Genomic DNA, 22,375 nt, shown 5'->3' on the forward strand with positions numbered 1-22,375 from the left:
ATGAGCCGATAAAACCAACCCTGATTGATTTTATCTTCTGCTTTTTATATTTTTATTGATTGAACTGTTTAAATCGAAAATAGCTCAGTTGCTTCATCTGGATCTGTATCATAGATTTCAAAATCATGTCCAACGCCAAAATCTTTTTCTTTCAAAACATTTTCCATTGTTAAATGAGCAAGTTCTTTCATATTGTTTTCCTTGCTAAGATGGCCAAGATAGATTCGTTTGGTCCGATTACCGATCACATCAGTCATGACAAGTGCACCATCTTCGTTGGAAAGATGTCCTCTATCTCCTAAAATACGCTGTTTTAAATTCCACGGATAAGGTCCCATGCGTAACATCTCAAGATCATGATTACTTTCCATCAAATAACCATCGGCATTTTCAATGACACCTCGCATATAATCACTGCAATATCCGGTGTCCGTCAACATGACGAATGACCGATTTTCTTTATGGAAACGATAAAATTGCGGAGCCGCTGCGTCATGGGAGACGCCGAAACTCTCAATATCGATATCGCCGAATGTTCTGACTTTCCCCATCTCAAATAGATGTTTTTGTTCCACTGGTACATTACCAATCAGTGGTTCCATCGCTTCCCAAGTCTGCTGATTGGCAAAAACATCCAAATGATACTTACGAGCCAAGACACCCACGCCATGTATATGATCTCGATGTTCATGCGTCACAAGTATTCCATCTAATTGGTCCGGTGTCCGATCAATTTGAGCCATCAAGGAAGTGATTTTTTTACCGCTAAGTCCTGCATCGACCAAAAGCCGTTTTTTTTCACTTTCGATATAAAGTGAATTACCCGAACTTCCACTTGCTAGGATACTGATTTTAAAAGCTGGTTTTTCTTCAGCCATTTGACTCCTACTTCCCTTCTTACTTTGTAAACTTTTTTCATTATACTCGCTTTTTTATTGATCTTCCACTTTTGGTACAGTATTGTTTGTCACGATCGTATTGCTGAAAGCGTTGACGCTCTCGATTTGGACCACTTTATCGCTTGTTTCGATCGCTACATGCCAAACAGGAACATACACATTTTTTTCCCGGACTTTCAGAATACAGGAATAAGCTAGTTGACGCCATAAAATTTTTGATCCTCTTGGTATTTTGTTATTGATGTACAATGTATTGATTGCTTCCTCTTCCGTATACAGTTCCGTCTTTTCGCGCAGCTGCTCGATATCAGATAAATGCGTCTGCATGTATTTCGTGATGCTATAATCATTATCGTTTTTTTCTAAAGAAAGAACGATTTTTGCTGTATCATCATTGAATGGGATGCCTTCATACTCTTGGCTTGCTTGGATTTCTAGTGGTTCTTCTTCTAAATGAGAAAAGTTTTTCGTGTACACATAATCATTACCGAATAAAATATTGTCTTTGTTAGATAAAAAATCTTCCAAGGAACTACTAATTTTATCTGGATCGATCACGTTCTTTTCAGCATCTGAACTGGATAAAGATTTCGTCAAAACATCACCGTCTAAAAACACACCACTTGCCAGCAAGCCGCTTTTACCAGCCTTGCGATAATTCGCTAATGAAGTGCTAAGATTGGTCTGCTCCGCGCTAAGATAATAGCCTTGCTTGTTCTCAGACGAAATCTTCCCCGTGTAAGTGATATCGTCGCTAGCCAGACGTTGTTGGATTGATTCAGTCTGATTAGAGCGAATGACATTGTTTTCTTGGTATACCGCGTCATGATAACTGCTGAATAAAAACACATTCAACCCTAAAAAAGCGACGAAAAATATCCATTCGATTTTTTTGAAATCCAATTAATTCGCCTCCAATCCAGGTAATTTTTCCAGAAGGTCGTTAGCTGAATACCAGTTATCTTTATATTTCACATACCATTCAGGTAAGAGATCAACGACACGATTCGTTTCTTTGACATTTTGCCATGTATATCCAACGATCACTGAACCAATCTTGTTACTATCTGCTCCCTTAGCTTTTAACTGCTGGATGATTTCATTCGTACTTGCAAGTTCTACTTCTTCGTCTGAAGGTATCGGCACTTGAATCGTATTCAAACTGGTTTGGATATTCACTTGCACAGAACCATTCGTTTCACCGCCAACTTCCACACCAATCTGTCCTCTGCTGTCTGTCCCAAAAACCGGGAAGCCTTCCACGAATATCCGATAATCGATCGTATTGTCACTGCGGTCAAAATATCTGAGGTTCCCTAAAGAACTGCCTAATTTGCTAATATAGGGGAAACTTTCAGAAAATACACTAGCATTTTCTTTTTTCTCTGGCAGCTCTCCACGAAAATCAACTACTTGCGTTTCCGAATGGATAGACATTGTTTCATTCCCACCGTAAAAAATCAATTCATTGCTTTCATCATTATTCTTCACGCTATCTGGTTTCTGGAAAAAAGCATTTCTAAAAAGTGTATAGGGTTGCTGTGACAGGATATAACTATACTTTTTCAGTTTGATCGAATGTTTCGTAGCATATTGCGTGTCGATTGTCGATGGTTCTGTTGTCATTTCTGTCCATTTTGTGTCGTTTGCTGTTAATTCTTTATTGATATCTGTCCAATTCAACGAAATATTCGCTTCATATACGAGATGGTTCGAATAATTCAAAAATCGGATTTTTTTATTTCCTTGATCGAATTGTATTCTAGTAAAATACATATTTTCGCTTTCTTTTGCCAAGTTCGACACATCTAAATCTAAATCAAATGCTTCCTTGTATTCTCTTAGCAAAAAAGGCGCATTATAGGCCAACTCAAAACCAGAGTTCAGATTTTTCACCTGTTCAAACTGTGATTTGTCTCCTGAAACTACTTCAGAAAGCTTTCCAAATCTTGCTTTATCGATGATCAATTGCAATCGGTACACGAGATTTTCACTGTTGGTTTCTTGGATCGTTCCCGAATGGTGCCATGTAACATGAAGCGGAAGAAAGACTTCGGAAGTTTTTCGATTGCTTTGAGACTCGATCATTTGAGTGTTTGTCTCATCTACGTTGATTGAACTTTTTCCTGCTGGGCTCAGCCAGATTGCATAAGAGAAGTATATGCTTAACGCAACCATCAAAATGAGTCCTATACGAACGACTTTTTCAGAGATTCTCATTCCCACCATTCCTCCTCATAAGGTTCATATGGCAGCGAGATATAAAAAGTCGACCCTTTTCCTTCCTTGCTCTCTGCCCAAATAGCGCCTCGATGCGCCTTAATCACTTCTCTAGAAATAGCTAATCCAAGTCCTGTCCCACCTTGTGCTCTTGCACGTGCTTTATCTACTCGATAGAACCGCTCGAACACTCGGTTCAGATCTTTTTTAGGAATCCCCAATCCTTGATCGGTGATACTTAAAATCACGTTATTATGCGTTTCTAATAAGCGACAAGTAATCGTTCCCCCGTCTGGTGAATACTTGATCGCGTTATTCATGATATTATCGACTACTTGGATGATTTTATCTGTATCTACTTCGACCCAAAGATCTCTTTGCGTAAATTCACGACGGATCTTATAATTTTTTTCCTGATTTCCCACCATCATATCAAACCGGTCAAGAACAAAATTCACTAACTCGTTGAAATTGACATATTCTAATTGAAGCTGGGTATTACCTGTATCCATGCGAGATAGATTTAAGAGGTCATTGATCATTCGAATCATTCGGTCTGTTTCATCTAGCGTTACCTTCAAAAAATTTGGTGCTACTTCCTCGTCTTTCCACGCACCTTCGCTCAATGCTTCGATATAACTACGCATACTTGTCAACGGTGTACGAAGTTCATGGGAAACATTAGAGACGAATTCACGACGTTCCCGTTCTGTTTTTTCTTGTTCTGTCACATCATGCAAGACAGCTACTAATCCGCTGATAAAACCTGATTCGCGACGGATCATAGAAAAGTCTACTCGCAAGATCATCTGATCACTTTCCAATGTACTGGTTGAACGGTCAAGTACCATTTCGTTTGGATCTTCTAATAATTTCCGCAACGTATATTCTTCTTCGATATCTAAAAGTGTCAAAATCGATTGTCCGATTGCTTCCTCGTTTTTGATATCTAGCAAGGAAACAGCCATATCATTGATCGTAATGACTTTACCCCTGCGATCTGTCGCAATGACGCCGTCTGTCATATGGGATAGCACGCTATCCAAACGATTGCGTTCAGCTTCCATTGTATCTTGAGCTTCTTCAATACGTTCAGCTAACTGATTGAAGGTATCAGCCAGCTGTCCAAGTTCATCTTGTCCATGCACTTTGACTTTCCGACTGTAGTCTCCTCTAGCGATTCGAATGGCTTGTTCTCTCATTTCACCGATCGGCTGTGTAATCGAACGAGCAACTAAAACAGATACGATCATTGAAATAAATGCCGCAATTAGTGAGGCAGTAAAGAAAATGACTGCTGTGTTATTGATTTCCGAATATTTTTGTTCGATATTACTTTTGACGTAAAGAGCCCCGATAACGGCATCGCCGGTCGGGGACAGGATCGGTTGAACATTGATATTCACCCGCTTATCGTCGTTATCTAAAGCAACATAACGTTTAGTCGTGAAATCATTGATATCAACATAATCATTTTTCTTTCCCACAGCGCTTTGTTCATTGACATCGGTTGTTCCTCGGATGATCCCTTTTTCGTCAACGACCCGTATTTCGATGATATCGCTAGTCGCACTGTTTTCAATAAATCTTTTGATATTCGCATTTACCTCTTCATCATCTACATTATCTTTTCGATTCAATTCCGGGCTGATTGTTGTTGCTAATGATTCCACCGTTTGATTCATATCTTTAATAAATGTATTGATCGTGGAACGTTCTAAACCACGTATAAAGTAGGCACCAATAATTTCGATCGAGATCAATAAAATCAGAATAAAGGTAATAGCGATCTTAAAATTGACTGATCGAAAAAAGCGGACTTTTCTTTTCATCCAATTACTCCTGTTCTGGGTTACGCAAATAGTAACCGACACCACGACGTGTCACTAAATAATTTGGATGGCTTGGATTATCTTCGATCTTTTCACGCAAACGACGTACAGTTACATCCACTGTTCGTACATCTCCAAAATAATCATAACCCCAAACCGTTTGTAATAAATGTTCTCTTGTCATCACTTGTCCAAGGTGCTTCGCCAAGTAAAAGAGTAGTTCGAATTCACGATGTGTTAACTCGATTGTTTCTCCTCGTTTCGTCACCATGTAAGCTTCTGGATGGATCGTCAAATCACCAATCGTCAATTCCGCAGGTGCTGCCTCTTCTGGTTCCTTCGCAGCCGTGGCACCGCGACGAAGATTTGCTTTGACACGTGCAACTAATTCTCGGTTGGAAAATGGCTTGGTCACGTAATCATCGGCGCCTAACTCTAAGCCTAGGACTTTATCAATTTCAGAATCTTTGGCTGTTACCATAATGATCGGCATATCATAAGTTTTGCGTACCTCACGAGCAACTTCTAAGCCGTCCATTTTAGGTAGCATCAAATCAAGTAAAATCAAATCAGGTTCTACCTCAGCAACTTTTTCCAAGGCTTCTTCCCCATCATATGCAGTATAAACATCATAGCCTTCTTTGGCTAAATTGAATTTGACGATATCCGAAATCGGCTTCTCATCATCGACAACTAAAACTTTTTTCATAAAGAGCCACCTCTTATATATTATTGTCATACCTTCTCATTATACCGTATTTCTGCTTTTGTTTCATCTTTGCCTATAAAACAAAAGAGAAAATTAAAATGAAAGTGCAAAATACTTTATTATTTTTTGTTCTAACTTCAATAAAAAAGGAAAACACTGATTTTCACCTCAGTGTTTCCTTTTTTTTGATTTATCCTTCTAAAACTTGTACACCGACACCCAATAATCCCGGACCAGTGTGGACTACTAATGCCGGAGAAATCTGGCCAAAGTAGATTTGGTTTGCTTGTGGGAACTCTCTTTTAAGTCTCGCTTCCATTTCAATTGCTTCTTCTTTCGCATCCCCATGGGCAACAGCTAAGTTGAAGACCTTTGCATTACCGATTTTTTCTTTGACGTAAGCAACCGTTTTATCCAAACTTTTTTTACGTCCCCTAGCTTTTCCTACTGTGTAATAAATCCCTTCTTCATTACATGAGATGATTGGGTTAAGCTTTAAAGCGGTTCCTACAATAGAAGCAACTAAACCGATCCGTCCACCTTTTTGAAGATATTCCAATGTCGCAACATTAAAGAAAACTTTTGTTCTTTCGACTAACTCATTCAGATTACTGATCAGTTGATCCCATTCTACTCCTTCTTCCAGCCATTTTGCTGCTTGGATCGCAGAAAAACCTGCACCAATACCAATATTTTTCGTATCTAGTACATATGCTTCCAATTCTTCTTGCTGTTGTGCAATTAAACGAACCACATTATATGTCCCGCTCAATCCACTGGAAATTGTTACCGCAAGTACCTTTTCATAACCGTCTTTTTTGATTTGCTCAAAGATTTCTGTGATCGACTCACCATCCGGCAAAGATGTACCAGGGATTTCCTCTGGCAAACGTTGATAGATCTCTTCAGGGGTAATGTCAATTTTATCTGTATATACCTGATCTTTATAAATAATTTTCAATGGGATCATATACATCTCGTATTTTTTTATCAATTCTTCTGGCACATCCGTACCTGAATCTACTAAAATTGCGATTTTATTGTTTTTCATTTGTTTTCTCCTCTTTTAAATATTCGGTTTCTAGAACAATCGTTTTTTCCGCAAGAAGTTTCATTGCAAACGATAAAGTTGCCGCTCTTACAGCAATATATTCTACAGGGGTTGCCTGGTCGAATTTTTGCGGATGAGATTTACCTTGTGCTAATTGGCTGACCATCCACACAGCTGCTTCTTGTTCATCGCAAAATAGATTATAGGCTTCACGAATTCCTACTGTTTTTCCTTGGAACAATATCCCTTCTTTGATTTCAGGAATAGTCAATACTTGTTTCAACGTAGTGATTGCAAGTAAAAATGCTACGTGTTCTTTGTTATATCTTTTTTTAACTGGTGCTGGTATCAAACCTAGTTTAACGTAATTGTTTACCATAGAAGAGGTAAGCAATGGATGCTTTTCTCCTTGTATCACAGGTGAAAGATAACGATCAACTAACGTTCTGACTTGGTCCATATAAAGTTCTAAGTCAGGGAGTTCTTCCCAGTGAGGCAGACGGAATGTTTCTAGTTCCTTCCCCCACTCCATTAATTGCTGACGCATTTTTTCCATCATAACCGCTCCTTTTTTCATTTCATAAACATGATATCAGACTTATGATAAACATTCAATCTAGTTGCTTTAACTAGGTGATTTGATTAGCGGGATTCCATGAAAACAAAAAACAAGAAGGCTAAGCCTTCTTGTCTTTTATCGTTAAGAACAGGAGACCCGCCGGGGAGACGGCGGGAAAGGAGTAAAAAATGAAAAAAGTGTTAGGGTTTGTTCTCTTGCAAGAACTTTGTTTGTTGGTATGCTTATATAATAGCGAGCAAATGTGAATAATCTATGAATGATTTCCTATAAGGAAGTAAAGATTTTTCTGATTTTCTTTAAATGTAGTCTTGCATTTTAAAATTCTTAGTGCTACTATTATTAAGTACTTTTTGTACGGGCCGTTAGCTCAGTTGGTAGAGCAGCTGACTCTTAATCAGCGGGTCGCGGGTTCGAGCCCCTCACGGCCCATTGGGTGCCAAACCCACGGAACAGGTAAATGTTGGTGCGAAAGCATTTCGAAAACATTTACGCTGTTCTTTTTTTATTTTTCAAAATAACTAGGGCTTTTTATTTTTAACTCAAAGTCCACTGTAGCCCTTTGGACTTTGAGTTAAAAAAGAAGCATAATTATGAACAGTAAAGTTTCTAATATAACAATAATTCGAGAAGCTTTGCAAAATCATGCTGCCAATGAACTCTCTAAACATATAGGATTAAATCTAAGTACTATAAAAGGTTAAAAAGTGGAGAATATTTAATAGAAAAACTAAATTTACTTGCTGCTTTCCCCTTTTCCATTAATACAACAATCAGAGAGTGTCTTTTTTTCGAAAAAATTAGAATAAATAAAAGACACGTAGTTTTTTTATCTACATGTCTTCCATCGACTACAAGTTATAATTTCTCAAAACGTATTTAGCTTTTAATTGATTAATTCGTTTCACGTTGTCTACACATTGCCTAATTAAGACTTTCTTATTAGAAGCATCAATCCTGCAATAATACCTAAAACTCCAGGAATTACCCACAATAATGTTAAAAGAAAAAATGGAATAATAGATAAAATGAGTAAACTAATACCATAGACCACTGTTTTTTGATTTTTTCTTACTAAAAAACCTATTATGAAAATCATTATCGAAAAAACTAGGGCAATTCCTCCAAATAAAACAACATTCCCGCTTAGATTGACTAACATATCTATATCCTTACTGGTTAGTTCTGTAGTATTTAAAGTAGTTGAATCAATAGAAGATAGAAACATACCACCCATCAATGCTAAAAGACTACATAAAATCCCTGTTATTCCACTAATTAAAATCAAAATAAACTCTGTTTTTCTCTTATTCATTTAATTCCCTCCAGATTAGGTGTTTTAGAATTAGAAATTTTTTGACCATAGTTAATAGCTTCTAATGAACGAATAATAACCACTGACGTGTTAGAAAAATAATCCCCAATATGTTGTTTCTTGGGCGTGAAAGCAGCCACCAAATACCCAATTTGAAATACAAAATTTTTTAATATAAACCTACATATACACTCACGAATAAAGATAGTTTGCCAACTTAGCTCTTTTTCCTCAAAGCTCACTACTCTTATCCCAAAAATCATTTTCCCAATTGTTTGTCCTGAATTCAGCTTAGTCAAAAGTACAAAATAGGTTAAATAAATAGCTAATGACGCTATACCATAAAAAGTAATAATGGATTTGTCAGATTCCAGTCCCATGATTTTGTAAAAGAGACCTATAGTAGCATGGGTGATGATGCTAATACAAATTAAATCAATAAGAAAAGCAAAAAATCGTAACCAAAATCCCGCAAATACATAATTAGGCAAAGTTTCAATGCCACTCTTCTTATTCATTTTATAGCCCTCCATAGTAATACATTGGTTTTGGAGTATCAGAAAATCCAAGTTTTTCAAAAACTGAAATTACACGATCTGATGTAGTTGCCTTTAGCCCTTGCCATTCAGCAATCTTATTACCTAACCAAGAAGAAGCAAAGCCAGTTGTGTCATTTTTATATTCTATAACCGTCGCATCAGTTAATTTCTTCTCTTTTTTTAGGGAATCTAATGCATCTTCAGAGTAACCAATTTGATCCACCAACCCATTTTCTACTGCTTGGTTACCATCATAAATTCTTCCATCCGCAAGTTCTTTCACTGCATTAGTATCCATATTTCTTCCTTTTGCTACAACATTGACAAAACGATCATAAGCACTCATCACAAATTCCTGTATAACTTTATTCTCTTCCTCTGAAGGTTTGTGTTGAGGTGACATCATATCTTTTAATGCACCACTTTTATACGTCGCATCAGTTACGCCAAGTTTTTCTAATAAGCCAGAATAATTTAAACCAGAAATAATGACACCAATTGATCCAGTTGTTGTTTCTTCCGTAGCAAATATTTTATCTGAACCAGCAGAAATGTAGTAACCTCCACTCGCCGCTGTATTTTTAAATGCAGTATAGATAGGAATATCTAGCTTTTTAATTTTTGCCATTTCTTTAGCAATCTCAGCACTTTCGTATATTCCTCCCCCAGGTGAATTTACTTCTAATAACACTCCCTTAACCGCTTTGTCTTCTTGAATTTTCTTTAGCTGTGTTAAAAAATTCTGATGGTTATATTGTTCCCTACTAAAAAGATTGCTTTCACCTGTATCTGCAATAACTCCATTGACGGATAGTTTGACAATCTTTTTATTTGATGCGCCTTCTTCTAACGTTTCTTCTGTGATTTCGTTAGATCCGTAAAAAATCTTATTTATTCCTGTTAGGGTTGTATTTGATGCTTCCTCTTTATCTTTTCCTGGAATTAGCGCGACGATAATGGATAGTAACAATAATCCGCACGCTACTCCCACAGCAATCCATCTTCTTTTATTCATATAAACTCCTCCTATATTCTTAGTAAAAATAATTATTTTTTATTTAGAAACACATCGACAATTTGTTGCCAATATGTTTTTTCTCCTACAATTAAAGACAACTCTCCAGTTAATCCATAACGAAACGGAAACGATTGAGTTGTTTTTAACGTTCCTTTCACTGCATAAAAAACACCTTTCTCAGTGGCAGTAGAATTTTCTGAAATTTCATCTAAAGTTCCGTCGATCGTAATCGGAGCCCCACCTTTTTGATCCAATTTAAAATGAACCTTCATCCCTTCTTTAATATAGGTACTTTCATTCGCAGGTAAAAGTGCTGTAAATTTCATTTTTGATTTTTCGTGGATCGGATAAATTTCTGCAAGCACTGTTCCTTTGGCTAGTTCTGCTTGTCCCTTTGTTTCTTCATTTAAATGAACCGTTCCAGATACAGGAGCTTTTAGTATTCCTTTTGAAAGTTGATCGTCCAAACTTTTGATAACTGACTGGTTCTTCTCTTGTTTTTCATTTAGCTCTGTAACTGTTTGTTTTACAGTTGTTATTGCTTGTTCTAGCTCTTGCTTTCCTTTTTCCGTTTGACTAATTCTGTCATTCTCAGAAGTAGTTGATTTAACTAATTTAGCTTTTTCTGACTGATACTGTTCTACTTCTTTTTTTAGTTGCTCAATTTGTTCATTTATGCTTGCTGAAATTGTCAGTTTCACTTGATTTTTTTGATCATCAGAAACATTATTTAGTTGTTCTTGCCAATTCTCATAGTTTGCCATCATTTCTTTTGAAAAATCTTTTAATGATTGATTATTACTCCAAGCTACCTGTACTTGTTGCCATTCTTGTAATTTACTATCTGAACTCTCAATTTGTTTTTCTAGTTGTCTTTTTGTCTTTTCGTATACTTCTAATTGCTTTTGATCATTTAATTCACTTTGCTTCAAAGCGTAGCGGAGTGATTCTTTTTCTGACAACATGCTCTTTAATTGATTACTGTAGCCAAAACTGTCATCCGTTGAAAACAAATTTTTTCCTTTACTTATACTTTCAATAAATAGCTGAGCCATCTTTATTTGTTGAGTAATACGTTGGTTTTCTTGTTCTATCTGAGCCTTTTCATTCTCTATTAAAGAACAATCCAATCTAACCAACACATCGTCCTTATGAACAAATTGATTTTCTTTTAGGAAGTTTTCCATTATTTTAGCTTCTAATGGCACTTGTAACTTCTCTATTTTTTCGGGGTTCAATTGAGCCGTTGTCCGAATAACAACCTCTTTTTTAGCAAAGGTTAAAAACAATCCAATAATACATAAAAAAAGAATTACAGGGTATAACACCCAACGGTAGAAGCTATGATGTTGTTTAGTATAGATACTAGAATGTTCGAACCAATTATTATTCTGCATAAATTGTTTCCCTCTCCTAGATTTCCCATAATTTTTGATAGATACCATCGGCAAAACGAAGTTCATCGTGCGTTCCTTTTTCTACCAAATGCCCTTCATGGAGAACTAAAATTTGATCACATGCTTTTGCTATTGGTAAATGATGCGCAATAAAAATAATCGTTTTTTCTTTTAAATTGAGGAGATAATTCATAATTGCATGTTCTAACAAGGTATCTAATCCACTAGTTGCTTCATCTAAAATTAATATGTCCGGATTTTTTAATAAAGCCCGTGCTATGGCTAATCGTTGTCGTTGCCCTCCTGAAAGATTATTTCCACCTTCTTCCAACAATGTCTCGTAACGTAATGGCTGTTGATTAATAAATTCATTTAGTTGGACTATCTCACAAACTTCTATTATTTGTTCGAAACTTGGTGGGCTATCTAAACCGAATATAAGATTCTCAATGATTGTTCCACTAAAGAAAAATGACTCTTGAGGCAAATATGTCACTCGATCGCGTAATATCTGAAAAGGAATGTCTAAGTGATTAATGTTTCCATAATGGATCGATCCTTCTGATGCTTCATAAAAACGAACAAATAACTTTGCAAGAGTTGATTTTCCAGAACCACTAACTCCAACTATAGCCGTTTTACTGTGCGAAGGAATTGTACATGAAATTTCGTTCAACGTTGGGGCCTTCATGCTATACGAGAATGAAACGTTTTTTACAGTGATATCTTGTTGAAATAATTGTTCAGAAAGCATATATTCAAAAGACTGGTTCGATTTTTCTGAATCAATCGCGAAAATTTCATTTAAACGATTATTTGCAACTTGAGCCGTTTGCATTTTCACTTGTAAATTAATAATGTTTTGTAAAGGATCTGTGAAAAATACTAGTAAAGCATTGTATGTGATAAGTTGACCTAGACTAATTCTATTATCCATAACAAAATAAGAACCTAGCCATAAAATTAATGCACTGCTAATTAATTGAATCAAATGTTTAATTCCTTGTTGAATATTATCAAGCGTAACCGTACGAAATGATTTTTTCATTAATTTAACAAATTCATGGTCTATACGGTTATATACTTTCTCTTCACCGCTATATGCTTTAATTGTTTCTATTCCTTTAAGACTTTCTATGATACTAGAATTTACAGCTGCACCGGCTGCCATTTCTTCCCTGTTCGATTTTTCATAGCTTTTCACGAAAGCGAATATTGCAACTACATAAAAAGGCAAAGAGCATAGAGTGATTAAAAACAACGTACTATTCTGAATAGCTAACGTAACCCCAACAAGCAACACCATACCAATATCTAAAAATATTGATAACGTAGCACTTGCTAAAGCATCAATAATCTTACTGGCATCAAGAAAACGAGAAATAATTTCCCCTGATTTTCTCGTAGCAAAAAAATTCATTGGTAAAGTTAACACATGTTTGAAATACTGAAGCATAATTGCCATACTCATTCGCTGTCCTAAAATAATAAGAAGATAACTACGACTATATTCAAACAATACCCGAAATAAATAGACAGCGATCAAGCCAATGGAAATTATATTTAAAGTTGAACGTGCTTGATTAGGGATGAAAAAATCAAGAATACCTTGAAAATAATATGAGCTTCCTATGCCAAAAAACGTAATGAAAATCGATGCTAAAACGATGTGGAATACTAATCCTTTTTGTTTCCAAATTATAGGCAAAAAAGAACTTAATCCAGCTACTTTTTCTTTAATAGGAATATAAGTTTCTCTAGGCATAGGTAATAAAAGAATACCTGTCCATTCTTTTTGAAACGCTTCAATCGTTTTTCTATTTTTTCCATTAGCGGGATCTGCAATCCATAGTACGTTTCCCTTCGTTTTATAAATTACAACGTAGTGCATATAGCTGTTATCAACCAATATATGTGCAATTAATGGTAAGATAAGATCTCTTTCTTTCCAAATCTCACTATCTGCTTGAATAGCCATACAATCAAAAGACAATTTTTCAAATGTCTTTTTCAATCCAAATGCTGAAGTACCCTCTAAATCAGTCCCAGATAGGTCCCGTAATTTATGAATCGGGATATCAGTTTTAAAATATTTTAAAATCATCGAAAGGCAAGCAACACCACAATCTTTTTCATCTTGTTGCTGCACAAAAGGAAATGATTTTATCACTTATCTAACACAACTCCTTCTAAAAAATTTTTATAGAAAAATTCTCAATATAGCTTTAATACAGTGAAAATATTGTCTCATAATTCCACAAAAACTTTGAAAACAGTTCTTGAACACTAACTTTTTCATTCCTGAATCAAATTTATTTTGGAAATTTTACTATTCAAGAATAAACTTGATAAGTTTCAGGAAGATTTTTACTGTTAATCAAATACGTATGTTACAGTAGCACCGTAAAAAATATTATTTAAAGAAGCGTGTTTAAACATGCAAAATGTAAAGGAACTAAGTATTGTGGAAATGCACAAACTGTTGGTGGAGGCAATAATGCTTGGGGAAAATTGGGGCAAGTTGTAGGTGGACTTACCACAGGGGCAGTAGGTGGTGCAGGTTTAGGAACAGCAATTTGTGGACCAGCTTGCGGTGTTGTTGGAGGGTTATATGGAGCTGTCGCTGGAGGTGTTGCAGCTGGCTGGGATGCTCGAAAAAAATAAAAAAGGAGAATAAGTATTATGCATATTAAAAACACAAAAACAACATTTATATTATCTTCAGAAGAGTTGAAAAATATTCAAGGTGGGAGTGCCGTGGGAGTTTTAGGCACTACTTTTTCTGGGGCAACAGCAGGAGTAAAACTTTGTTCAGCCGGAGGACCTTATGCAATAGCTGCTTGTGGTGTAGGTGGAGCTTTATTAGGTGCTGGATTCGGCATGTGGACCGGTGCGTAAACAATTAAAAAATATCAAACCTCAAGATTGGTTTGTGTCGATTACGAACATAGGTATGTTCTTTATCTTTTCAAAAGTTTGGAATGGACAGAACTTTTTACTAAAGCTTCTTGTGCTAGTTTTTATAATTATATTAAATTTTTATCTTTTATTAAAGTCAGATAAAAATTCTTTGGAAATGTAATGGTAGAGATATTTTTACAAAAGGAGTTGGCAGCGCTGTAGTTGGTGCTGCAGGAGGACCTATTTCGGCCGTTACAGGAGGTATTGGTAATGTACTTGTCGGATGTGCATTAAAGCCTGTTCCTGCAAGTTAAATTTATAAAAACAGGAAAGTAATTATCTCAAATCCTATCAAGTACAATCATAGGATTGCACTTGACAGGATAAATTTTTTAACTAAAAAATGAAAAACACTTTCTAAAAATTAGTAGAATTTGCCAAATCTTTCGCATCTTCCACCATACATTTAATTTTAATTCCCCTTTATGGTACTTAATAAAAACAAGAAAAGAACTATTCATTTGGCCCTTTTTTGGTTCCAGACCATAGAAATATTCCTCCAGTAACTAATATTGCTGTTATGCACGTAACTAATAACAGCTATAAAAATTGGTACAACTTTAATAGGATTCAGAAAAATTTGCACTAGTGAAGGAATCTATTTTATTAGAAAAATGCAATCTCCCTAAAGAAAAAACCACTAAACAGTGCTTTCTTTCAACTTCTCCTTAATTTTTTGTGCTTTCCCTAAAGTAAAGTTTCTGGCCAACTCTGAATCAAAATATAGTGAACGTTTTTTAAAATCTATTTCTTTAACGTTAAAGATATTTACTAAACACGCTCGACTAATTCTTGTTAACATAGGATATTTCTTTTCAAGCTCACTAATTCTTCCATAAAATTCGTACTGCCCATCTTTAGTACACAATGATAATCTATGTGGTAATTTTGAAGCTTCTACAAAATAAATGTCATTTATATCAAAAGTAAATGTTTGAGAACCTATGGAAAAAACAAATGCTTGATTCGTAACCTGTTTTGTTGCATCTATCCTTTCTTGCGCTAATAACAATAACTCAACAATCTCGTTTCGATACTCATCTAGTGTTTGATCTTTTGTTACAAATCCTAACGTTTCAACTCTTCTTTTTATTGTTACGGGTAACATCTCATCATGAGTAGTTGTAAAAATGATTTTTGCTTGAACATCATATTTTCTGATTACTTCTGCTAATTCTATACCGTTAACTTCATGATTTAAATCAATATCTAAGAAATATATTCCTTGCTTTGGTCGGAATTGTTTGAGGTATTTTTTAACTTCTAACGGACTTTGTGTTTTCAATACTATCTTAAATACTTTATCGTGAAAAAGAATGAAATTATCAATAATTCGTTCTAACTGATTTAATTGTATAATTTGATCTTCACATAATATTATTGGATAACTCATAAATCCTCCTTCCCTCAAAACAACAAAATAACTTGAGTAGTAAATTGATACGGATCGTTTTGATAGTTCACAAACATATTGGGATTCTTTTTATTGATTTCCTCTATACTAGATAAACCTAACCCTTGATGTCCCTTTTTTGTTGTTATTCCTTTTTTCATTAGAGTATCTATAGAGAGTAGTATCTCTCTACAACTATTCGATATCGAAATTTCTATCTGTTTATCATCTCGGTAAATAGCTAGAGACAGTTCTCTATCTTGACTCTCTATAGATGCTTCAATTGCATTATCGAGAATAATTCCAAGCACCCTAATACAGTCAAATATTGGAACAGGAACTTCAATAATAGTACTTGGACATTCGAATTTACAACAAATCTTATTGTTATTTGCTTGGTATAGCTTCGCTATCAACAAACTTTTCAAATATTCATTTTTTATATTTTTTAAATAACGATATTCAAACTTATTGGTTAGATAAGAATTAGAATAGATCTCTAATTCTTTTATTTCTTTTTCCAATATCGAATCATGGTTTTGATTAGCGATTTCTTTTAAACTCAGCAATAAATTTTTATAGTCATGTCTAAATCTGGCAAATTTTTCTTGATCTTTTTCCAGTGAATCAGTATATTTTTTTAGATAAACCAATTCTTTTCTTTTCAATTGCTGTTCATATTGTTCTCGTTGCCTAATAGTTATTCTAATAAATAAAAATAGAACAACAAACATTTGAATGATTAAAAATATTAAGACACCAAACACAAAATGATCAAATACTTGATATTGATGAGCAACATAAGAAACAAATAAACCAATTGTAAGTAAATAAATCATGAATATAGCAGTAAGTTTAGAACTGGACTGTTCAACAATCCTATTTATAGCTAATTTTCTATATAACCAAATAAACATCAGCAAAAACAAAGAATCAAGCATTATCTGGAATACTACATAACCATACCCTTTTATCCCTTCAAATGAAAACATATACGTCATAACCATGGAAGTAATAATAGATCTGAAATCATCAATAAGCATACATAATAGTAATTTATTTAAAAGCACTATATTAGTTTTCTTCTTTTCCTTTAATATAAAATAACTTCCGATTATAGGTATAGCTGCGGAAACATCAGTAAATAATTCAACAAAAAAAGTGAGTGGTATCAATAAACATACAAAAAGATATTTTCTTTTGTTAAGATCAGTATTAGTCATATAAAATAAGAGAAAAAAGAAAAAGTTTCCCACGAACATTCTTAATAGATAAGCTTTTGTATCGATAGTAATCAAGAGATCCCCTCCTGATTTTAGGATATCATAAAAAAAATTTTAGTTACACTTTTTAAATAATGAAAAAACACATTCCACTAAATTTGATGCCGGTTTTCCTTGAGGTTTTGTTCCAGCACCTCCTTTAATTTTTTTAAGCTCTTGATCTGAACATTGTTTAGCATTTAGTCTATTTTTTTCTTCCATTACGATTCCCCCTACAAACTATAAATACTTTTATGGCACTGATTCAATATACCTATTTTTCTAATCAAAAAATTTTGAGACATATTTAATATTATAAGTATCATTAAAATTGAGATTTATCTCCATAATCTGCTCGATATAAACCATTTATTCCAGCAGTTCTTCCAATTTCACTCAAATTTCTTATTAATTCCTCTTGATATTCAGTGAATCTTATTTTATTAGTATAAGCAGTAAAATATAGATAATTCACCAATCTATTTATTAAAGGACTGGGATCTAATTCATATTTTTGTTTTTCTAATTTTAAATATACCTTTTGTAAAACCTCAAGAATATCAGAATATTTAGGATCTTTACTTATAGATATATCATTATATAATTCATGAACAATTTGCTTAGCATTTTTTTTCATTTTAGCACTTCCCTGGAATTGCTCCACCTAAAAAACCACCTATAGACATTCCTGCAATACAAGTAGTTGCCTTGGCCCAATCGACCGTACATTTATTTTTAGTGCAATACACTCCATTTCCATAATATTTTCCACTATGAGTGGTACCCCCATAGATAAGTTGTGTCTCTTTAATAGACAAAATTTTTAAATGTTTCATAATCTAATCACCCCTAAATTAATGTTTTTAGACTATTATTCTAACATTCATTAAATTTCAAAAAACAATTCCTTCTTGAAACGTAGCAAAATAATTCCTGAATAAGAATTTAATCACTTTTAAGTATATAAACTATGTATATTCTTTAATATTTTTTGAGAATGCACTTCGTACATAATAAACTTTAATCACATTAGTCTTTCATACCTACGATCGATCTCTTTGACTCGCACCCATAAATTCATAATAGTTTGTCGGCGTCTTTGGACGTTTCGAAGATGAGCTACGCATTCTCTTTTTTTATAGACAAAAAAGATAGAGACGAACATGGAGCTTCCAAATTTGGATATTTGATCCAATTTTGGAAGCTCCATTTATTTCGTGTCTGTCTTTTTATTTTTTCCAGCTTTCGACTAATTCTTGGTTCTCTTTGATCCAGTCTTTTGCTGCTTGCTGTGGATCTTTTCCATTGTTGATTTCCAACATAACTTTTTCCATATCTTTTTCTGACCAATGGAAATTGTCTAATACTTTGTAAGCTTCTGGCTGGTCTTCTTTCAATCCTTTTCGAACCATCGTATGGATCTGCTCTTCGCTTCCCATTCCGTTTTCAGGATCTTCTAAGTATTTCAGATCATATTTGGCAAACATCCAATGAGGTGTCCATCCTGTAACTACAATTGGTTCGTGTTTTTTGATCGCTTGACCTAGTGCAACGGTCATTGCTCCTGAAGAAGATGTCTCGACTTTCCAGTCTTTCAAGTTGTCATATTTTTGGATCGTGTTTTCAGCAGCCGTAACTACACCAGCTCCTGGCTCGATTCCTATGATTTTCTTACCTGCCTGATCGGTTAACTCATCGATCGAATTTACATCCATGTAGGCTGGCACTGCTAAACCAACTTTTGCTCCTGTCAAATTGGCACCTAGGTCTTCGACTTGATCTTTATATTGTGCATATTGTGAACCATGAGTTTTAGGTAGCCAAGCTGAAACCATGGCATCTGACTCGCCATTTGAAACAGATTTCCACATGATTGAATTATCTAATGGCGTCATCGTTACATCATAGCCCATTTGTTTCAATACTTCACCGACTACATTTGTTGAAGCAACTTCTGTATCCCATTCAACATAAGATAAGTTGATACGTTTTGTTTCTTTGGCAGATGAAAAACTCCCTATACCAATCGCACCTAAGATCACTACTACTACAGCACCAATGATCAGTCCTTGACGTTTTTTACTTTTCTGTGTTGCTGCTCCTGCAGCTTTTTTATTGTTTGGCTGGTTCAAATGCTGTGTAAAACGGTCAATGATGATTGCTAAGATAACTAATGCAACCCCGTTGACAAATCCATTCCCGACTTGTGCTCTTTGCAATGCTGATAATACGCCGCGTCCTAAGCCGGGTGCACCGATCATAGAGGCAATAACGACCATTGAAAGTGACAGCATTGTTGTTTGATTGATCCCTGCCATGATCGTACTTTTAGCTAAAGGCAATTCTAGTTTGAATAGTTTTTGACGACTTGTGCTCCCGAATGAATCAGAAGCTTCTACTAATTCTTTAGGAACTTGTCGAATCCCTAAATTCGTAAAACGAACGGTTGGTGGCAGAGCAAAGATGACTGAGGCAAATACCCCTGGAACCATCCCGATACCGAAAAATGCAACTGCTGGAATCAAATAAACGAATCCTGGCATTGTCTGCATAAAGTCAAGGATCGGTTTGATAATACTTTGTGCTTTACTGCTTTTTGCCATCAAGATCCCTAATGGTACCCCAATGATGATTGAGATCACACTAGATAAAAGAACAAGTGTGACAGTATTCATCAAATCATTCCATAGACCTTGGTTATAAATAAACCATAGACCGATTAATGTGAACAACGTAAGTCCTGGATGTTTCTTAGAAATAAAGAAAGCTGCTACCGTCAATAACAAGATAAACAAAGGAGCTGGAATCACTAACAGTAAATTTGTAATCCCCGACATCACTGCCTGTCCGATCGTTTGTAAAAATGAAAATAGGCCAGAAAAAGTTGTCGTAAACCATTCTGTGATATTTTCTACCCAGTTTGCCACTGGTAATTGATAGTTCAATAGATTATTCATGTTCACTCACCTCGCTTGTTTCTGCTAATGCTTCAATCACACTACCTCGGATGACGACACCTTTTAATTTTCCATCCTCTACAACTGCAAGTGGAGTCGGTGAGTCATAAATAATATTGAAAATATCACTTACCACCATGTCTTTCCCAATCACCGTCACATTTTCATCTAGGAAGTCGATCAATGGACGTTTTTGCTTCCTAGCTTCTAACGCTTGATCTGCAGTGATGATCCCTTTCAGGTGTCTCTTTCTGTCAACAGCCATCAGCATGCTGACTTCTTCATTACGCATCCTTGTCAATGCAACGTTTGGTCCATCAGATTCGATATTCGTCGTCAATGCAGGTACCATGATGTTTTGAGCCGTAAGCACTTTGGAACGATCGACTTCTTCCACAAATTCACGTACATAATCATTTGCTGGATTGGTCAATATTTCTTCACCTGTTCCGATCTGCATGATTTCGCCGTCTTTCATCAAGGCGATTCTGTCCCCAATCCGTAAAGCTTCATTCAAATCATGGGTAATGAAAATAATCGTTTTTTGAACATTGGCTTGCAGGTCCAGTAATTCGTCTTGCATTTCTCGCCGGATCAGCGGATCAAGAGCCGAGAACGCTTCGTCCATCAGCAAGATCTCAGGATCATTTGCTAAAGCTCTGGCTAGGCCAACCCGTTGTTGCATCCCACCAGATAACTGACTAGGATATTGGTCTTTAAATGAAAGCAAACTAGAATTTTCTAATGCTTTTTCTGCTTTTTCTTGTCGTTCTTCTTTAGGTACACCACGGACTTCTAACCCGTATTCTGTATTTTCCAAGATCGTTCGATGTGGAAACAGACCGAAGTTTTGGAAAACCATATTGATTTTATGACGACGGACTTCTCGCAATTCTTCTTTGCTTAACTTCGATACATCTTCTCCATCAATATAGATACTGCCCGAAGTTGGCTCAATCAGACGATTCAATAGACGGATCAATGTGGATTTCCCACTCCCGGAAAGCCCCATGATCACGAAGATTTCTCCTTCTTTTACGTCAAAATTCACGTCATACACACCAACCGTTGCACCGGTTTTCTTTAAAATCTCCGTTTTCGGCTGGTGATCATTCATCATATCTAAAGCGGCTTGTGTCTTTTTACCAAATATCTTTGTTAAATGTTTTACTTCTACTTTTACCAAACAAATTCTCCTTTTTTATGTAAATTCATTTTTCTTTCTGAAAAAAGTGACCACACTATGTTAACATCATGTAGTCACTTTGTCAAAAATGAAAGAAATTTGCTTGTCCAAACTGAAAAAAACTTGGCTAAATCTTTGTAAATAAAAGGTTTAGCCAAGTTAATATTTTTTTAATATTTCACACAATCATTCTGCAAGCTGATGCTCCGGGTAAAAAAAGTTTGTCATACGCTGTAGTGTATATTCATTTCCAATAAAATGAACGATGTCCCCTGCCGTAAATTTAGCATAGGGGCCAGGTGAAACAAGCAGTTCTTCATTATGAGAAATTGCGATAACTGTGGCGCCAGTCGCCTGCCAGATATTCAACTCGCTAATTGAACGGTCCAGATGCATTGCTTTTTCTGATAAAGATAATTCAAACGGAAGTAAAGGATTCATCTTATGTATTCGCTTCGTTTGATTGACCAGCTGATCCAATAATTGAGAAAAATGATTCAGCTCATCTTGTTGCTTCTCCACACTTGCCATGATTTCTGCTTTTGTATCTTGGATGGATTGTACATCTTGATATTGCAATAGGAAATCTTTTGCTTTTTCCTTCGAAGCAACAAATGCCCCACTTCCATGCCGTACTTCCATGATTCCAAGATCTACCAGCACATTGATAGCCTTGCGGGTAGTCTCAGGAGAAGCATTGTACGTACTGGCAAGTGTTGAGCGGGCATGGATCTTCTCACCCACTTTATATCGGTTTTCAACGATACGTTCGGCTAAATCAACAGCAATCTGCTGGTAGCGCGGGCGGACGATTTTTTTCTTTCCAGACATTTTCTTTCCTCTTTCTTTTTTTACTTTCCCTCATCTTACTATGCTCTAGCAAAATAAGCAAAAAAGGGGAGAATAGCCTCTTGCAACGACTGATCATCGCTTGATCTGTTCCTTTTTTACTGGGCAAGCTGTTTGACAGTCATCACAATTCTTACCGGATTTTAAACGAGTATAGACAATCGCGCCTGCACTTCCAAAGATTAACACACTTAATAAGAATGTCGCCAT

23 protein-coding genes and 1 tRNA gene are annotated in these 22,375 nt (G+C 35.4%); 3 read left to right on the forward strand and 21 right to left on the reverse strand.

The features are described from left to right. Positions 1–68: 68 nt before the first annotated feature. The 7 genes from IGL70_RS10925 to IGL70_RS10955 all read right to left on the reverse strand — a co-directional run bounded on the left by IGL70_RS10925 (position 69) and on the right by IGL70_RS10955 (position 7,267). Positions 69–878: an MBL fold metallo-hydrolase gene (locus IGL70_RS10925; RefSeq protein ID WP_002288854.1), complete on the reverse strand. Its 810-nt coding sequence runs from the start codon at positions 876–878 to the stop codon at positions 69–71. Between the two features lie 54 nt (positions 879–932). Next, on the reverse strand, positions 933–1,802 hold the full coding sequence (locus tag IGL70_RS10930; protein ID WP_002288853.1) for a two-component system regulatory protein YycI: 870 nt from the start codon (positions 1,800–1,802) through the stop codon (positions 933–935). Then, positions 1,803–3,119 (reverse strand): YycH family regulatory protein, encoded by a 1,317-nt coding sequence (locus tag IGL70_RS10935; RefSeq protein WP_002299788.1) that lies wholly within the window; start codon positions 3,117–3,119, stop codon positions 1,803–1,805. It lies immediately after the preceding gene. Continuing rightward, the gene (gene walK / locus IGL70_RS10940) at positions 3,116–4,951 is read right to left on the reverse strand and encodes a cell wall metabolism sensor histidine kinase WalK (protein ID WP_002325379.1); all 1,836 of its coding nucleotides are present in this window, start codon (positions 4,949–4,951) and stop codon (positions 3,116–3,118) included. The genes IGL70_RS10935 and walK overlap by 4 nt, the downstream gene beginning before the upstream one ends. Positions 4,952–4,955: 4 nt before the next feature. Beyond that, positions 4,956–5,660 (reverse strand): response regulator YycF, encoded by a 705-nt coding sequence (gene yycF / locus IGL70_RS10945; protein WP_002288850.1) that lies wholly within the window; start codon positions 5,658–5,660, stop codon positions 4,956–4,958. A gap of 190 nt (positions 5,661–5,850) precedes the next feature. Continuing rightward, positions 5,851–6,711 carry a DegV family protein gene (locus IGL70_RS10950; RefSeq protein ID WP_002294132.1) on the reverse strand — a complete coding sequence of 287 codons (861 nt, stop codon included), beginning with the start codon at positions 6,709–6,711 and terminating at the stop codon, positions 5,851–5,853. Then, entirely contained in the window at positions 6,698–7,267 is a 570-nt protein-coding gene (locus tag IGL70_RS10955) for a DUF1836 domain-containing protein (RefSeq protein ID WP_002322652.1), read from the reverse strand. Before IGL70_RS10955 ends, IGL70_RS10950 begins: the two co-directional genes overlap by 14 nt. Positions 7,268–7,647: 380 nt before the next feature. Between IGL70_RS10955 and IGL70_RS10960 the strand changes: the two genes are divergently transcribed. Continuing rightward, positions 7,648–7,720: transfer RNA gene (locus IGL70_RS10960), tRNA-Lys, on the forward strand. Positions 7,721–8,216: 496 nt separating this feature from the next. On the opposite strand, the gene IGL70_RS10965 is transcribed toward IGL70_RS10960, so the two are convergent. The 5 genes from IGL70_RS10965 to IGL70_RS10985 are packed head-to-tail and all read right to left on the reverse strand — an operon-like array spanning position 8,217 to position 13,727. After that, positions 8,217–8,603 carry a DUF4064 domain-containing protein gene (locus IGL70_RS10965; protein WP_010728086.1) on the reverse strand — a complete coding sequence of 129 codons (387 nt, stop codon included), beginning with the start codon at positions 8,601–8,603 and terminating at the stop codon, positions 8,217–8,219. After that, positions 8,600–9,121: an RDD family protein gene (locus IGL70_RS10970; RefSeq protein ID WP_010728085.1), complete on the reverse strand. Its 522-nt coding sequence runs from the start codon at positions 9,119–9,121 to the stop codon at positions 8,600–8,602. The genes IGL70_RS10965 and IGL70_RS10970 overlap by 4 nt, the downstream gene beginning before the upstream one ends. 1 nt (position 9,122) lies before the next feature. Then, positions 9,123–10,157 (reverse strand): signal peptide peptidase SppA, encoded by a 1,035-nt coding sequence (gene sppA, locus IGL70_RS10975; RefSeq protein WP_002294607.1) that lies wholly within the window; start codon positions 10,155–10,157, stop codon positions 9,123–9,125. A gap of 32 nt (positions 10,158–10,189) precedes the next feature. Then, a complete protein-coding gene (locus IGL70_RS10980; RefSeq protein ID WP_104873934.1) occupies positions 10,190–11,605 on the reverse strand; it encodes an HlyD family secretion protein in 1,416 nt (471 codons plus the stop codon). Beyond that, on the reverse strand, positions 11,574–13,727 hold the full coding sequence (locus IGL70_RS10985; protein WP_002307140.1) for a peptide cleavage/export ABC transporter: 2,154 nt from the start codon (positions 13,725–13,727) through the stop codon (positions 11,574–11,576). Before IGL70_RS10985 ends, IGL70_RS10980 begins: the two co-directional genes overlap by 32 nt. Positions 13,728–13,984: 257 nt before the next feature. Here IGL70_RS10985 and IGL70_RS10990 point away from each other — a divergent pair, with 257 nt between their 5' ends. Next, positions 13,985–14,221 carry a bacteriocin gene (locus tag IGL70_RS10990; protein WP_104873932.1) on the forward strand — a complete coding sequence of 79 codons (237 nt, stop codon included), beginning with the start codon at positions 13,985–13,987 and terminating at the stop codon, positions 14,219–14,221. A gap of 18 nt (positions 14,222–14,239) precedes the next feature. Further along, positions 14,240–14,455: a Blp family class II bacteriocin gene (locus tag IGL70_RS10995; RefSeq protein WP_002307138.1), complete on the forward strand. Its 216-nt coding sequence runs from the start codon at positions 14,240–14,242 to the stop codon at positions 14,453–14,455. 703 nt (positions 14,456–15,158) lie between these two features. Here IGL70_RS10995 and IGL70_RS11000 read toward each other — a convergent pair. The 9 genes from IGL70_RS11000 to IGL70_RS11040 form a co-directional block, all read right to left on the reverse strand. Next, positions 15,159–15,911: a response regulator transcription factor gene (locus tag IGL70_RS11000; RefSeq protein WP_002294602.1), complete on the reverse strand. Its 753-nt coding sequence runs from the start codon at positions 15,909–15,911 to the stop codon at positions 15,159–15,161. 14 nt (positions 15,912–15,925) lie between these two features. After that, positions 15,926–17,209, reverse strand: a complete 1,284-nt coding sequence (locus IGL70_RS11005) for a sensor histidine kinase (RefSeq protein ID WP_002294601.1) — start codon at positions 17,207–17,209, stop codon at positions 15,926–15,928. A gap of 39 nt (positions 17,210–17,248) precedes the next feature. Then, complete coding sequence (locus IGL70_RS11010) at positions 17,249–17,395, reverse strand: EntF family bacteriocin induction factor (protein ID WP_002294600.1); 147 nt, start codon at positions 17,393–17,395, stop codon at positions 17,249–17,251. Positions 17,396–17,498: 103 nt separating this feature from the next. Further along, the gene (locus tag IGL70_RS11015) at positions 17,499–17,810 is read right to left on the reverse strand and encodes a bacteriocin immunity protein (protein WP_002287810.1); all 312 of its coding nucleotides are present in this window, start codon (positions 17,808–17,810) and stop codon (positions 17,499–17,501) included. 1 nt (position 17,811) lies between these two features. Further along, positions 17,812–18,009, reverse strand: a complete 198-nt coding sequence (locus tag IGL70_RS11020) for a class II bacteriocin (RefSeq protein ID WP_002304799.1) — start codon at positions 18,007–18,009, stop codon at positions 17,812–17,814. Positions 18,010–18,402: 393 nt separating this feature from the next. After that, entirely contained in the window at positions 18,403–20,130 is a 1,728-nt protein-coding gene (locus IGL70_RS11025; RefSeq protein ID WP_104873933.1) for an ABC transporter permease/substrate binding protein, read from the reverse strand. After that, positions 20,123–21,316, reverse strand: coding sequence for a quaternary amine ABC transporter ATP-binding protein (locus IGL70_RS11030; RefSeq protein ID WP_002287805.1), 1,194 nt, complete (start codon positions 21,314–21,316; stop codon positions 20,123–20,125). The genes IGL70_RS11025 and IGL70_RS11030 overlap by 8 nt, the downstream gene beginning before the upstream one ends. A 186-nt stretch (positions 21,317–21,502) precedes the next feature. Then, positions 21,503–22,147 (reverse strand): GntR family transcriptional regulator, encoded by a 645-nt coding sequence (locus IGL70_RS11035; RefSeq protein ID WP_002287801.1) that lies wholly within the window; start codon positions 22,145–22,147, stop codon positions 21,503–21,505. A 93-nt stretch (positions 22,148–22,240) separates the two neighbouring features. Further along, a complete protein-coding gene (locus IGL70_RS11040) occupies positions 22,241–22,375 on the reverse strand; it encodes a hypothetical protein (protein WP_002290587.1) in 135 nt (44 codons plus the stop codon).

The sequence above is a fragment of the Enterococcus sp. DIV0901a genome (assembly GCF_051711525.1).
In the GTDB taxonomy this organism is placed as follows: domain Bacteria; phylum Bacillota; class Bacilli; order Lactobacillales; family Enterococcaceae; genus Enterococcus_B; species Enterococcus_B faecium.